At 61.1% G+C, this 13,123-nt stretch carries 14 protein-coding genes and 1 tRNA gene; 12 read left to right on the forward strand and 3 right to left on the reverse strand.

What is annotated here, in order from left to right; translation table 11 throughout:
* From K4G67_RS12815 to K4G67_RS12825, 3 genes are all read left to right on the forward strand, one after another.
* A partial coding sequence (locus K4G67_RS12815; RefSeq protein WP_239806759.1) for a tellurite resistance TerB C-terminal domain-containing protein occupies nt 1-251 on the forward strand: 251 nt, incomplete at its 5' end.
* Nucleotides 252-254: 3 nt separating this feature from the next.
* Nucleotides 255-1,559 carry an ATP-binding protein gene (locus tag K4G67_RS12820; RefSeq protein ID WP_239806760.1) on the forward strand — a complete coding sequence of 435 codons (1,305 nt, stop codon included), beginning with the start codon at nt 255-257 and terminating at the stop codon, nt 1,557-1,559.
* Nucleotides 1,556-3,730: a DEAD/DEAH box helicase gene (locus K4G67_RS12825; RefSeq protein WP_239806761.1), complete on the forward strand. Its 2,175-nt coding sequence runs from the start codon at nt 1,556-1,558 to the stop codon at nt 3,728-3,730. The genes K4G67_RS12820 and K4G67_RS12825 overlap by 4 nt, the downstream gene beginning before the upstream one ends.
* Nucleotides 3,731-3,758: 28 nt before the next feature.
* On the opposite strand, the gene K4G67_RS12830 is transcribed toward K4G67_RS12825, so the two are convergent.
* On the reverse strand, nt 3,759-3,992 hold the full coding sequence (locus K4G67_RS12830) for a conjugal transfer protein TraD (protein WP_239806762.1): 234 nt from the start codon (nt 3,990-3,992) through the stop codon (nt 3,759-3,761).
* A 22-nt stretch (nt 3,993-4,014) separates the two neighbouring features.
* Nucleotides 4,015-4,320, reverse strand: coding sequence for a conjugal transfer protein TraD (locus K4G67_RS12835; protein WP_239806763.1), 306 nt, complete (start codon nt 4,318-4,320; stop codon nt 4,015-4,017).
* 173 nt (nt 4,321-4,493) lie between these two features.
* On the opposite strand from K4G67_RS12835, the gene traA reads away from it, so the two are divergent.
* From traA to K4G67_RS12855, 4 genes are all read left to right on the forward strand, one after another.
* The gene (traA, locus tag K4G67_RS12840) at nt 4,494-7,379 is read left to right on the forward strand and encodes a Ti-type conjugative transfer relaxase TraA (RefSeq protein ID WP_239806764.1); all 2,886 of its coding nucleotides are present in this window, start codon (nt 4,494-4,496) and stop codon (nt 7,377-7,379) included.
* Nucleotides 7,380-7,389: 10 nt separating this feature from the next.
* Nucleotides 7,390-8,148 (forward strand): DUF6118 family protein, encoded by a 759-nt coding sequence (locus K4G67_RS12845; protein ID WP_239806765.1) that lies wholly within the window; start codon nt 7,390-7,392, stop codon nt 8,146-8,148.
* 103 nt (nt 8,149-8,251) lie between these two features.
* Entirely contained in the window at nt 8,252-8,704 is a 453-nt protein-coding gene (locus K4G67_RS12850; protein ID WP_239806766.1) for a hypothetical protein, read from the forward strand.
* A 24-nt stretch (nt 8,705-8,728) separates the two neighbouring features.
* On the forward strand, nt 8,729-8,932 hold the full coding sequence (locus K4G67_RS12855) for a hypothetical protein (RefSeq protein ID WP_239806767.1): 204 nt from the start codon (nt 8,729-8,731) through the stop codon (nt 8,930-8,932).
* A 242-nt stretch (nt 8,933-9,174) separates the two neighbouring features.
* Here the strand turns inward: K4G67_RS12855 and K4G67_RS12860 are convergent.
* A tRNA-Arg gene (locus tag K4G67_RS12860) sits at nt 9,175-9,251 on the reverse strand.
* Nucleotides 9,252-9,421: 170 nt separating this feature from the next.
* On the opposite strand from K4G67_RS12860, the gene K4G67_RS12865 reads away from it, so the two are divergent.
* The 5 genes from K4G67_RS12865 to K4G67_RS12885 all read left to right on the forward strand — a co-directional run bounded on the left by K4G67_RS12865 (nt 9,422) and on the right by K4G67_RS12885 (nt 13,117).
* On the forward strand, nt 9,422-9,928 hold the full coding sequence (locus tag K4G67_RS12865; RefSeq protein WP_239806768.1) for an MmcB family DNA repair protein: 507 nt from the start codon (nt 9,422-9,424) through the stop codon (nt 9,926-9,928).
* Nucleotides 9,929-9,985: 57 nt separating this feature from the next.
* Nucleotides 9,986-10,738, forward strand: coding sequence for a sterol desaturase family protein (locus K4G67_RS12870; protein WP_239806769.1), 753 nt, complete (start codon nt 9,986-9,988; stop codon nt 10,736-10,738).
* Nucleotides 10,735-11,190 carry a DUF2141 domain-containing protein gene (locus K4G67_RS12875; protein WP_239806770.1) on the forward strand — a complete coding sequence of 152 codons (456 nt, stop codon included), beginning with the start codon at nt 10,735-10,737 and terminating at the stop codon, nt 11,188-11,190. Before K4G67_RS12870 ends, K4G67_RS12875 begins: the two co-directional genes overlap by 4 nt.
* 65 nt (nt 11,191-11,255) lie before the next feature.
* Entirely contained in the window at nt 11,256-12,134 is an 879-nt protein-coding gene (locus K4G67_RS12880) for an HpcH/HpaI aldolase/citrate lyase family protein (RefSeq protein ID WP_239806771.1), read from the forward strand.
* Nucleotides 12,135-12,229: 95 nt separating this feature from the next.
* Complete coding sequence (locus K4G67_RS12885; protein WP_239806772.1) at nt 12,230-13,117, forward strand: PAS domain-containing protein; 888 nt, start codon at nt 12,230-12,232, stop codon at nt 13,115-13,117.
* The last annotated feature ends 6 nt before the right edge of the window (nt 13,118-13,123 follow it).

The raw sequence follows: 13,123 nt of genomic DNA on the forward strand, positions 1-13,123 counted from the left end.
GTCAACTACACCACCAGAATGAGGGGTCCCATTTAGACGCCGATCACCCCGCTAACGGGGTCCCTTTTGCACGCCGGTCCACAGACGAGATCGCCAGTAAGCAAGGACTCATGCCCTCTGGCGCGCTTGAGGTAGTCAATGAGTGGGCTTTCGATAAGTTCGATGAAGCATTGCTCGATGAATATGACGGATATGACGTATCGCCGGACATAGCCGATACGTTGAGAGCCGAGATGGCGAAGGGGGATTAATTCATGTCGAGACTGAAGCCGCGCGAACGCGACGCTATTGTTCAAGCGCTACGCGCGGGGGTTGTTCCCAAATTGGGACTTCGGCACATCCAGGTCGGACGAGCGCGTGAGATCGAAGAACTCGTCAAGGACATGGACCGGATCGCCGATGGCGGTTCAGCCATTCGTTTCATCATCGGCGAGTATGGCTCCGGCAAGACCTTCTTCATGAACCTGATCCGGCTTGTGGCGCTCGAAAAGGGACTGGTCGTCATGTTTGCCGACCTTGCCCCGGATCGACGCATCCACGCGACCGGCGGGCAAGCACGGGGCCTCTACGCAGAGATGGCGCGAAACCTTGCCACCCGGACCAAGCCAGATGGTGGTGCCTTGCCAAGTGTTGTCGAGCGGTTTGTCAGCCAGGCCCAGCACGATGCCGAGGCGCAAGAACAATCGACAGATGACATCATTCGCCAGCGCCTTGCCCATTTTGAAGAACTGACTGGAGGCTTCGACTTCGCGCAGGTGATCCGCCGGTATTGGGAGGGACATGAAACCGGCGATGAAGAACTGAAATCGGCAGCAATTCGATGGCTGCGCGGCGAATTTGCGACCAAAACCGATGCTCGCAAGGCTCTGGGTGTCCGCACCATCGTCAATGATGCCAGCGTCTACGATCACCTCAAACTGATGTCGGCATTTGTTTGTGAAGCGGGTTACAAGGGCCTGCTCGTTGGCCTTGACGAGATGGTCAACCTTTACAAGCTGACATCATCGCAAGCCCGCAATGCGAACTATGAGCAAATCCTGCGCATCCTGAACGACGTTCTGCAAGGAAGCGCGGAGAACCTTGGGTTCCTCATGGGAGGAACGCCGGAATTCCTCATGAATACGCGGCGCGGCCTCTACAGCTATGAGGCGCTCCAGTCTCGCCTCGCAGAGAACACCTTTGCGCGTGATGGACTGGTCGATCTTTCCGGGCCGGTCATTCGACTAGCCAGCCTTACGCCTGAAGATCTGTTCGTGCTCCTAGCCAACATTCGCGCCGTTATGCAGGGCGATGAAGCAATCCTGCCCGACAACGCCTTGGAAGCGTTCATGGCACACTGCTCGGACAGGATCGGGGAGGCCTATTTCAGAACCCCCCGGAACACGGTCACGGCATTCGTGAATCTTCTGGCGGTGCTCGAACAAAACCCCGGCGTCGACTGGTCGGACCTCATCGAAGAACTCGACGTGGCGGAGGATTCTGGTGACGACATGAGCGACGTGGATGAGAGCGTTGGCGCTGTTCCCGAGAGCGACGAGCTAGCCAGCTTCCGATTGTGAGCGCGGCATTCGACAAGCTGGCTCGACCAATCCAGAAATGGATACGTCAGCAAGGCTGGAAGGAATTGCGCGATATTCAGGCGCGCGCAACGCACGTGCTTATGGACGGCAATCGTGACCTGATTGTCGCTGCCAGCACCGCTGGAGGCAAGACTGAAGCGGCATTTCTCCCGCTACTGTCCCAAGTGCTCGATGAACCCAGTGAGGAAACCGGATTTGATGTTCTGTATGTCGCACCGCTAAAGGCGCTCATCACCGATCAGGCGCGGCGACTTGAAGACATCTGTCGCGATACAGACTTGCCTATCACGCCGTGGCATGGCGACGTTTCGTCATCGGTGAAGGCTAAGGCTACCAAGCGACCGAGGGGCGTGCTGCTAATCACCCCGGAGTCACTTGAAGCGCTATTCATTCGACGCGGATTGGAGATTCCGAGGCTGTTTGGCGCAACGCGCGCAGTCATTCTCGATGAATTGCATTCGGCCCTCGACAGTGAGCGCGGCATCCAGATGCGTTCGCTTCTCACGCGCCTCGAAATTGCTCTAAAGAGACCTATTCGCCGGGTTGGTTTGTCGGCCACACTCGGAGATATGGAGCTGGCGAAGGCTTATCTTCGTCCTGACAGCCCAAGTGAAGTCGAACAGGTCATTGCCGAGGGCGGATCAGCCGAATTGCAGCTCCAGCTCCGTGGCTACGTTGCTGGCGACAAGGACGATGAAGGCCCTTCAGCGACGGATGCCATTGCGCAGCACCTATTCGAACACCTGAGAGGCAGCGACAATCTTGTCTTTGGCGGTGCGCGTCAGGCAGTTGAAATCTACTCAGATCGGTTGCGCGCACTTTGCGAAAAGGAACACCTGCCGCAGGAGTTTTACCCTCACCACGCCAGCCTATCGCGCGAGCATCGAGACTTCGTCGAACGTCGCCTGAAAGATGGTACTGCGCCAACGACTGCCATCTGCACTTCCACTCTGGAATTGGGAATCGACATTGGCGATGTGACCTGTGTCGGCCAGATTGCCGCACCATTCAGCGTCGCGTCGCTCAGGCAAAGGCTTGGCCGATCAGGGCGGCGACCAGGCAAGCCAGCAATCCTTCGGCAATACGCAATCGAGGCGAACCTCACGCCTACCAGCAATTTTTCGGATCGTCTTCGCCTTGGGATGGTGCGGGCCATTGCGATGATCGAATTGCTTTTGGAAGGCTGGTGCGAACCGCCGCAACGCGAGGCCCTGCACCTTTCAACCCTTGTTCACCAAATCCTCTCGGTGATCGCGGAGCGAGGCGGAATTCGTGCGCAACAACTCTACGGGATTCTCTGCCAGATCGGGCCATTCCGTCAGGTCGATACACAGCTGTTCCTGGATGTTTTGCGAGCACTCGGGCAACCTGAGGTCGCGCTGATTGAGCAAGCCAGCGATGGACTTTTGCTGCTCGGAGCCAATGGCGAAAAGCTGGTTGAGCACTATAGCTTCTATGCCGTGTTCCAGACGCCCGAGGAATACCGGCTGATTTCCGGCGGTAAGGAGCTTGGAACACTCCCCATCTACAACATGATTGCGCCCGGAATGCTTCTCATTTTTTCGGGCAGGCGCTGGCTGGTGCAGGAAGTTCTCGACCGGGATCGTGTCATTATGGTTGCACCGGCGAATGCCGGAGTGCCGCCCATCTTTGGGGGCGACCCTGGCAATATCCATGACCGGGTGATCCAGCGTATGTTCGATGTTCTGAAGGGACAAAAGCGCCCGATCTACCTTGATGCGACTGCGCTGGTGCTACTCGACGAGGCACGCAGCAATTACGGCCAACTGCAATTTGACCCCGGAAGGATTGCGCAGCTCAGCGACAACGCTGCTGTCATAGCGACGAAGTCGGGTTCCGTTCGGACAACGACCCTAGCACTCGCCCTTCGCGCGAGCGGCTTTACCGTGCAAACACACGACGGGTTTCTCGAAGTGTTCGGAAAGGACGAAAGCCCGGATTTGATTGACGCACTTTCGGCCTTGGCAGATGGCAAAGGGGTGGACCTATTTGCGCATTCGCCGAACTTGTTGTTCGAGAAATTCCATCCGCATCTGACAGACGAATTGTTGCAGAAAGATGCTTTGTCCGCTCACCTAGATGCTAGCGGATTGGCAGAGTTGACCCACTTAATCTTAGGACGGGATTAGCGCACCAATTGCCGTTCGGACTGCGCCTCTATCCATCATTCGATTGCTCAGCCTCGAAAGCCCGCTTGCCCTTGCGTCGGAACAGCACCAGAGCCTGCGCCCCATCCGGCCCGCGCAGCTTGGCAGCAACGGTGAGGAACGCGCCGTAGAGCGCGGCACGATCATCGTCGGTCAGTTCGACGAGATCGGCCTTGGTGACGAGGCCGCCCAGCTCGATCAATTGCCGGGTTCGCTCGCGCCGTTTCACTTGCCATTCGCGCATGTCGGTTCGCGCCATTGCGGCCTCAAGCCGATGCCGCGCCGCCGTCGAGCGGGAGAGTGCCTTCCGGCTGTTTGCTAGCTCCGCTCGCAGCACCGCGTGACTTGCCCTGAAAGAAGGCCGCACCACGCTTGCGCCAGCCCTCCCCGGTTGCATCGTTTGTATTCGCCGCAGCATCGAGCAGCACACCCGCCAGGACATCGGCATCGAGCGTGTCGGCTCCGGTTGCTGTCACCAGCGCGCCAAGGTCGCGCACGCGGCGCTCCTTCAACTGCTTTGCCTTGTCGGCAAGCGCCTTCAGTTCCGAATCAAAATCTCGCGGTTTGCGCATGGCTTGTCTCCATCGTTGGTGTGATGGAGCCATGATAATCGGTGAGCTTTCTCAATGCAGTAAGGTCGCCGGGACAGTGTGATACGGCCTAGTCCCGATCAGGATTTTATCATGAGAGGGCGCGCTTATACGTCGTGCCGACGCGCGGTTTGGAGTGTAACTGGATTGCCGACATGGCAATCTTTCACTTTAGCGCAAAGGTCATCGGAAGGTCGAGCGGACGCAGCGCCGTAGCGGCGGCGGCCTATCGCGCAGGCGAGAGGTTGCACGATGAGCGCATCGACCGCGATCATGATTTCACCAACAAGGCAGGCGTTCTTCATTCCGAAGTGATGCTGCCGAAAGGTGCGCCTGAAGCCTTCACGGATCGCGCCACCTTGTGGAACGCGGTCGAGGCCGCCGAGAAGCGCAAGGACGCCCAGCTCTCTCGCGAGGTCGAGTTCGCCCTGCCCCGCGAACTGACCAAGAAAGACAACATCAAACTGGCGCGCGAGTTCGTGAAAGCCGAGTTAGTCGAAAAGGGCATGATTGCCGATCTCAATGTCCATTGGGATATCAGCGAAGACGGCAAAGCCAAGCCTCACGCACATGTCATGCTCACGATGCGCGAAGTGACGAAAGACGGCTTTGGCGCAAAAGTCCGCGACTGGAACAAGACCGCACTCATTGAGCAATGGCGCGAGCGCTGGGCCGATCATGTGAACCGCGCACTGGCGGAACGCGACATCGATGCGCGGATCGATCACCGCAGTTTGGAGGCCCAGGGGATTGCGCTTGAGCCGCAGGACAAGATCGGCTCCGCAGCTTCGCGCATCGGCGGTCGCGGGCTGGAAGCTGAGCGGATCGGGGAACACCGCGCCATCGCCCAGCGCAATGGTGAGCGGATCATTGCCAATCCTGCGCTGGCGCTGGATGCCATCACGCGCCAGCTGGCCACATTCACCCGGCGCGACCTTGCAGCCTTCGTTCACCGGCATAGCGACGGCAAAGAGCAGTTCGATGCCGCCTACAATGCAGTGCGCGCGTCGCCCGATTTGATCGCCCTGGGCAAGGATGGACGCGGGCAGGATCGGTTCACTTCGCGGGCGATGATCGAGACCGAACAGCGCTTGCATCACGCCGCCGACACGATGGCGCAGCGCACCGGTCACGCCGTCAATGATGTCCAACGAAACGCTGCGTTCGCAAGTGCTGCAAAACGCGGACTGGTCGTGTCTGGCGAGCAGAAGACCGCCTTCGAGCATGTGACCAACAGCAAGGGCCTTACTATTGTCGTTGGCTATGCCGGGACCGGCAAGAGCGCGATGCTGGGTGTGGCGCGCGAGGCATGGGAAAGCGCGGGCTACACTGTGCGGGGCGCAGCCCTGTCCGGCATCGCCGCCGAGGGGCTGGAGAGCGGCTCCGGTATCGCATCGCGGACCATCGCCAGCCTTGAGCATCAGTGGGGCAAGGGACGCGAGCAACTCACTTCGCGCGACGTGCTCGTGATCGACGAAGCGGGCATGGTCGGGACGCGTCAGATGGAGCGCGTGCTGTCCCATGCCGTCAGGGCCGGTGCGAAGGTAGTCCTGGTCGGTGACCAGCAGCAGCTTCAGGCTATCGAGGCAGGCGCGGCGTTCCGGGCGATCCACGAGCGCCACGGCGGCGTTGAGATCAGCGAAGTCCGCCGCCAGCTATCCGCATGGCAGCAGGATGCAACCAGACAGCTCGCAACGGGCCGCACCGGCGAAGCAATCCGCACTTACGAAGAGCGCAGCATGGTCCTTGCCGCCGACACCCGCGAAGATGCGCGTGCCACCCTGATCGAGCGCTGGAATCAGGAACGGCAGGCCAGCCCCGGCGACAGCCGGATCATTCTCACCCACACCAATGACGAAGTGCGCGAGCTGAACCAGATGGCGCGCGGGAAGATGCGTGCAGCAGGCGCGCTGGGTGCCGATGCCACGATCATGGCAGCGCGTGGCGAACGCCAGTTTGCATCGGGCGACCGGATTATCTTCCTGCGCAACGAGCGCGGGCTTGGAGTGAAGAATGGCACGCTGGGGACGGTCGAAATGGCCAATCCCCAGAGCATGTCCGTGCGCACCGATGATGGCCGCGAGGTTGCCTTCGACACCAAGGACTATGCCCATATCGATCATGGCTACGCGGCCACGATCCATAAGGCGCAGGGCATGACGGTGGATCGTGCACATGTCCTCGCCACGCCGGGGATGGACAGCCATTCTGCCTATGTCGCCATGTCGCGCCACCGCGAAGGGCTGGCTCTGCATTACGGGCGCGATGATTTTGCCGACCAGTCGAAATTGGTTCGCACGCTGAGCCGTGAGCGCGGGAAGGACATGGCTGGCGACTACAAGCCCGAGCAGGCATTCGCCGAACTACGCGGCATCAGCTTCCGCGATCGGATCATGGAGATGGTTCGGCAGGTGCCTGAGAAGGCCAAGTCGATATTTGGAAACTTCCGTCCGCAGTCGCGTCAGCTTGAGCCAATCCTGGTGCAGATGAACACGCAGAACGAGCAGCGCCGTGCGGTCGAACGCTATGCCCGTGCGCTTGGCGATATCGGCACAATGCACGCCCAGGGCTTGCCCGTCTTGCCGCACCAGAAGGCAGCGCTGCAGAAGGCAGGAAAGGCTCTCGAAGCGATCCGGCCCCTTGCTGCCGCCGATCTTGCCAAAACGCTGGAGCGGCGTCCTGAGCTGATTGCAGAGACCGCTAGCGGACGCAGCCAAGAAGTCATGCGCGCCATGCAGCACGAAGCCGCCGCGCGCACCGATCCGGCGCTGCGATCCGAGCGCTTTGTCAGCGACTGGCAGGGGCTGAGCGCGACGCGCAAACAGCTTGAGCAGCAGGGCGACCGTACAGGCGCTGCCCGTGTGTCGGCCAAGCAGAACGAACTGGCGAAGCAGCTTGAACGCGATCCGCAGGTCGAAGGCCTGCTGCGCGGCAAGGCCCGCGAACTCGGCATCGATCCCAAGCCCGAACGCAGCATCGCCAACGAACTCACCGCAACCCTCGCCCGCGAACGCACCCGCGCATTCGACATGGGCATCTAGGAGACACGACATGGAAGACGACCACATCGACGAAGTGCAACTGGACCTCGATGTCGAGGAACCGCCCGCGCCGGACCCGGAACCGGAGGCCGTGACGGAAACCGATCCCGCGACTGAAGCCTTCTCTCGCCTCGAAGGCGAGATGGCGATGGTGCGCCATACGGTCCAGAACATGGCCAGGGAGCGAGCCGAAATCGTGATCCCCGACTACACCGCCTCGCTTGGCCAGATGGCTGGTCAGCTGGCACAGGTCTCAAAGACGTTGACCGCAATCGGAAACAAGCCCGCCATCGAGCTGACGCCGGAAGAGGTCGCGGTTCAGATCAAACGCGCGTCGTTCGATATGCTGCGCGATGCCAGCGAATTGTTCCGGCACGGCCGCAAGGAATTCGACAGCGCCACTGCGCAGCTCGGTGCGATGGTGGGGCGTGTCCGCACCGAGGCCGAGCAGAAGCGCCAGACCTGGCGCTTTGCAGGCATGGGGCTGGCTGCCGGTATCCTGCTATGGTCGATCCTCCCCGGCACTATCGCTCGCGCTATGCCCGAATCTTGGCAGTGGCCCGAACGGATGGCTCGCAAGGCTGTAGGCGAGCCGACCATTGTTGAGGCGGGAATAAGGCTGATCCGGTCACAGAATCCCGCAGCGTGGGAGGAATTGGCGGAGGCGCAGCACATCCTGAGCGAAAACCGCGAGGCGCTGGATCGGTGCAAGGAGCGGGTACGCAACTCAAAAAGGTTAATTCGTTGCACGGTAGCGTTAAAACCCTGATGTGCCGCGGCCACACCCGCAGGAATGGCGCCTTGAGTTGCGCCACTTGCGGAAAGCTTCATGGCTAAGTAGCGGAAGCGAAAGGTCATCTGGGAGGCAAAGATTGACGAAAATATACACGGTCCTCTGTGCACTTGTCATAGCCGGTTGCGCACCAGATGCCTCCGCAAGTGATCGTATCGGCCTTGTTTGCACTGGGGAGGTCCAGCTTGCCAACGGGGCGGAAGGCTCATTTGCTGAAGAGCACTACATCGTTGACCCCGACAAGGGGCAGCTAGTCCATCGCGATCCCTTTTCGGGCGAAGCAATAACGACTTACAATCTGACGGTCGAACCTCGTCAATATCGAGGAGAGCGCGAAGAGGATGGTCGAACTAACGGCGGGTTGAACGTCCATCATTACGAGACGGTGCACATTTCGCGGGAAACCGGCTCGATTACCTCTTCTTCTTTGTCGACCACCACATTTCCCAATGGACCTTCGACAACAGAGATAAGGTTCGAGGGCCATTGCACCTCTGAAGACCCCGACGAGCTAGATAGTCTGAAATTCTGAGTGGGATGGATGTGGAGGAATCTCTTGATTAAGGCGCAAATAGTGACGCGTCATGGCGGCTCTAAGAAACGCATCGATTTAATGACGCTGGACGAACGACCACTCGTTGGCTCGGAAATTGCGGGGCGATACAAGGTAGTCGCGATCAGCGAGCCAGTTCCAATCGGCACCAACTTATCAGCAGGTGAACCAGAGTTGGGAATCGAAATCTGCGTCGAAGAAATCTAGGGATAGGCGAGCTTAACTTGCGTCCCGTCTGCTGAAGCTGCGCTAGAGAGTGGGCCAGTCAAGATTCGGGCGCAAAACGGAGAAGATTAGCGCGCCGGAAACCGCCTTCACGCACCAAGAAGCGTCCCGGAAAGCCCCAGAATGTGCTGGAAAAGCCCGCACATTGTGTGGGGCCAATCGTAGGAACGTTCTCTACATCTCTGCCGAATTCTGTTTTAAAACAACGCGCTAAGGCAGTTGACTGGCGCACCCGACAGGATTCGAACCTGTGGCCTCTGCCTTCGGAGGGCAGCGCTCTATCCAGCTGAGCTACGGGTGCGTGCCGAATGCGGTTAGCAGGGTGATGAATGGCTGACCAGCCCTTTTCAAAGGAGCGCGGGCACATTCGGGATTCCGCTCGAAAAATTCGCCATGAGCGTATGTTTTCACTTGGGGGCAAACGTCCAGAACGCTTGCTTTGGTTCGTATTTTGTTCCTTAAGCCAACCCCATGTCTGATTCGCTTTTACATACACCGCCCGCATCGTCGCCATCGACGCAGGCTCAGGCCGTCGCGCGTGGGATCGGGCGCCTTTTCGCGCGCAACGATATCTGGACCCTGCCGGAAGTGCCGCTGCGCAACGGGCGGCGCGCGGATCTCATGGGGATGGATGCGAGCGGGCGGCTGATCATCGTGGAGATCAAGGTGGCGCGCGCCGATCTGCTCGGCGATTCGAAATGGCCCGATTATCTCGACTATTGCGATCGGTTCTACTGGGGGCTTTGCCCTTCGCTCGACCGGGCGTGCATGGACATGCCGGAGTTCATGCCCGATACCTGCGGCCTGATCGTGGCCGATGGCTACGATGCGGAAATCCTTCGACCGGCGCCGTTGCGCACGCTCGCGCATGCCCGGCGCAAGAAGGAGGTGGAGCGGCTTGCCCGTATCGCCATCCGGCGCCGTCAGGTGGAGTGTGACCCGCAATGCGCACCCTGGGGGCAAAACGAACTGAGCTGATGGGGGCAATGCGCTTGGCCGTTTCCATGGCGGCGCTTTGCCGCTAAGGCGCGGGCCATGTTTGCGACCTTACCGGGATGGGCTCTGGCCATGGGGGCATCGGCCTTGGCGATGACGGCCATCGTCGCGGTGCGCTATATGTTGACGAGCGGCAGTTTCGCGCTGATCACGCGGATGACGCGGCCCGGTCATTATGCCGGGCTGAACACGCAGATCGGCAGGGAAATCGGCTGGTCGCTGCTTTCCGCTGCGATCTACGGCATTCCGGCAGGCATCGTGGGGTGGGGCTGGCAGGAGCGCGGCTGGACCCGGATCTATGGCGATGTCGATGCCATGCCGCTGTGGTGGTTGCCGGTCTCGCTCATCATCTATCTGTTCGCGCACGACAGCTGGTTCTACTGGACCCATCGGTGGATGCATCGGCCCGGCCCGTTCCGCATCATGCATGCCGTCCACCATGCCAGCCGCCCGCCGACTGCTTGGGCGGCGATGGCGTTTCATCCGTGGGAGGCGCTCACCGGGGCGGTGGTGATCCCGGCGCTGGTGTTTCTCGTGCCGATCCATGTCGGCGTTCTGGGGCTCGTGCTGGCGATCATGACGATCATGGGCGTCACCAACCACATGGGTTGGGACATGTTTCCGGATGCCCTCGTTCATTCGCGGTTGGGACGCTGGCTGATAACGGCGAGCCATCACCAGGTGCATCATCACCGCTATGCCTGCAATTACGGGCTGTATTTCCGGTTCTGGGACCGGATCTGCGGAACCGACCGCGGGCTTGCACCGCAAGGATGGGATCGTAAGCGATGAATGTTTTCGGGGCCGCGTTCCGGCGCGAAGGGGTCAGGATCGCTGCATTGCCGGTCATCGCGTTCACCTTGCCGGGCGCGGTGGGGGCCGGCGATCTGCAGGTGACGGTGACCGATCTGCGCAATCACGACGGCAGACTATACGCCTGTCTCGCGCCCGTGGCCGAGGCGTTTCCCGATTGTGCGCATGACGGGCGCAAGCAGGTAATCGGCGCGGCGAGCCAGCCCCGGCTGGTGTTCGAGGATGTGCCCCCCGGCCAATATGCAGTCGCGGTCTTTCACGATGAAAACGGCAATGGGCGGGTGGACAAGACATTGATGATGCCGCGCGAAGGCTTCGGCTTTTCCCGCGATGCGAAGGTGCGCATGGGCCCGCCGCGGTTTCGCGACGCGTCGTTCCGCATCGGCGCGGAGGGCGGGCGCCAATCGATCCGCATGCGCTACATGCTGTAGCGCGAGATGCCGGCGGGCGGTCTTTTCCTTGCCAGCGCGGCGGGCCTTGTGACAGGACATCGGCCATGACCGACCACGCCCCGCTGCTGCGCTCCGCTCTTTACATGCCAGGCTCCAACGCGCGCGCCATTGCAAAGGCTCGCACATTGCCCGCCGATGCGATCGTCTTCGACCTCGAAGATTCGGTCGCGCCCGAGGCGAAGTCCGACGCGCGTGCGCAGATCATCGCCGCATTCAAAGAGGGCGGTTTCGGCCCGCGTTACCGGGTCGCACGGATCAATGCGCATGACGGCGAATGGGGCGCGGCGGATCTTGCCGCGCTGGCGCAGGCGCCGCTCGACGCCGTGCTCGCGCCGAAGATCGACGATGCCGCGGCCGTGCGTGCCCTGGCCGACGCGATGGCCGATGCGGGATTTGCCGATGATGTCGCGCTGTGGATCATGGTGGAAACGCCGCGTGCCGTGCTCAACCTGGCGCAGATCGCCGCATGCGCGAGCGATACGCCGCTGGCCGGGATGGTGCTGGGCCTCAACGATCTGGCGAAGGACAGCGGCATGGCGCAATTGCGGGGCCGCGCGGCATTTCAACCTGTGCTGACCATGGCGGTGCTGGCGGGGCGGGCGCATGGGCTGATCGTGCTCGACGGGGTGTGCAATGCACTCGACGACGAAGAACGGCTTCGCGCCGAATGCCGACAGGCGCGCGATGGCGGTTTTGACGGCAAGACATTGATCCACCCCCGGCAGATTGCGACTGCGAACGCGATCTTTGCCCCCGCACCGGAAGAAATCGCGGAGGCCGAGGCCGTCGTCGCGGCGTTCGACGATCCCGCCCATGCCGGACGCGGCGCGATCCGCGTCGACGGCAAGATGGTCGAGCGGCTGCACCTCGCCCAGGCCGAAGCCCTGCTCGCCCGTGCGCGGCGGATTGCCACGCGCCCATAGGGTGCCCCCGGACAGAGGGCAGGCGCAGGTGCGGAATTAACCACCGGTTTACCCGAACGCGATAGCGTCCGTCGCTTCAAGTGGCGGCGACGGGAATGGCAATGTTGAACTGGAACGGTGAAAATCGCACCCGGAAATGGCAGGACGAATTTCCCGCCGACGACGCTTCCCTCGATGCGATCGCGGATCCTGACATGCCCGATGCGGCGCAAATCGGCGATGACGCGCCCCCCGCCATCGGACAGGACGAACGCCGCATGCAGGTTCGCGCCTATAATTGCTGGGCGCAATTGCTGGGGCAGGGCCGCTATCCGTTGGTGAGCGCGATAAAACCGGCCGAGAATGACGATTTCGGACCGTTCAGCGTCATGCTCGATTTCGCGGCCGGGCTCGAAAATCCGCTGGTCTCGCATCTGGGCAGCGCGCTGGCCGACGAATGCGGGGTGTCGGCGCCCGGCATTATTACGCAGCTATCCGATGTGCCGCCCCATTCGCTGCTGTCGCGGGTGACCGATCATTATATTCAGATCCTCGCGCATCAAACCCCCATCGGATTCGAGGCGGAATTCGTCAATCGGGAGCGGCGAATGGTCCTTTATCGCGGTATTCTGCTCCCGTTTTCGCGCGACGGACGGGGCATCGACCATGTTTTCGGCGTGCTGAACTGGAAGGAAATGGTGGAAGATGACATTATGGGCGAACTTCGCCACGAATTGGGCCGGGGAGGCGGAACGGTCGGCACAGGCCACGGGCATGGACCGCGCAGGGTTGAAACCGCAGCGTCGATGCTAGGCCAGTTTCCGGCGGTCGGTCTCGACGCGCTCGATACGATCGGGCCGGAATATACGCTGTTGCTCGCGCGGCGGGACGGTGCGGGGCGGGTCGCGGTGCTGGGCGAACTTCCTCAGGACGAGCGGCTTGTCACGCGGGCGGCGCGCAATCTGCTGTCGTTGTCCGGCACGAAAGCGGGGGCGCCTCGTTAATGACTC

Source organism: Croceicoccus hydrothermalis (genome assembly GCF_022378335.1).
Lineage (GTDB): Bacteria > Pseudomonadota > Alphaproteobacteria > Sphingomonadales > Sphingomonadaceae > Croceicoccus > Croceicoccus hydrothermalis.

Excerpts from the sequence above, each read along its gene's own strand:
- K4G67_RS12820 (WP_239806760.1), top strand. The coding sequence starts at position 255 with ATGTCGAGACTGAAGCCGCGCGAACGCGACGCTATTGTTCAAGCGCTA.
- K4G67_RS12830 (WP_239806762.1), bottom strand. The coding sequence starts at position 3,992 with ATGCGCGAATGGCAAGTGAAACGGCGCGAGCGAACCCGGCAATTGATC.
- K4G67_RS12835 (WP_239806763.1), bottom strand. The coding sequence starts at position 4,320 with ATGCGCAAACCGCGAGATTTTGATTCGGAACTGAAGGCGCTTGCCGAC.
- traA (WP_239806764.1), top strand. The coding sequence starts at position 4,494 with ATGGCAATCTTTCACTTTAGCGCAAAGGTCATCGGAAGGTCGAGCGGA.
- K4G67_RS12845 (WP_239806765.1), top strand. The coding sequence starts at position 7,390 with ATGGAAGACGACCACATCGACGAAGTGCAACTGGACCTCGATGTCGAG.
- K4G67_RS12865 (WP_239806768.1), top strand. The coding sequence starts at position 9,422 with ATGTCTGATTCGCTTTTACATACACCGCCCGCATCGTCGCCATCGACG.
- K4G67_RS12870 (WP_239806769.1), top strand. The coding sequence starts at position 9,986 with ATGTTTGCGACCTTACCGGGATGGGCTCTGGCCATGGGGGCATCGGCC.
- K4G67_RS12875 (WP_239806770.1), top strand. The coding sequence starts at position 10,735 with ATGAATGTTTTCGGGGCCGCGTTCCGGCGCGAAGGGGTCAGGATCGCT.
- K4G67_RS12880 (WP_239806771.1), top strand. The coding sequence starts at position 11,256 with ATGACCGACCACGCCCCGCTGCTGCGCTCCGCTCTTTACATGCCAGGC.
- K4G67_RS12885 (WP_239806772.1), top strand. The coding sequence starts at position 12,230 with ATGGCAATGTTGAACTGGAACGGTGAAAATCGCACCCGGAAATGGCAG.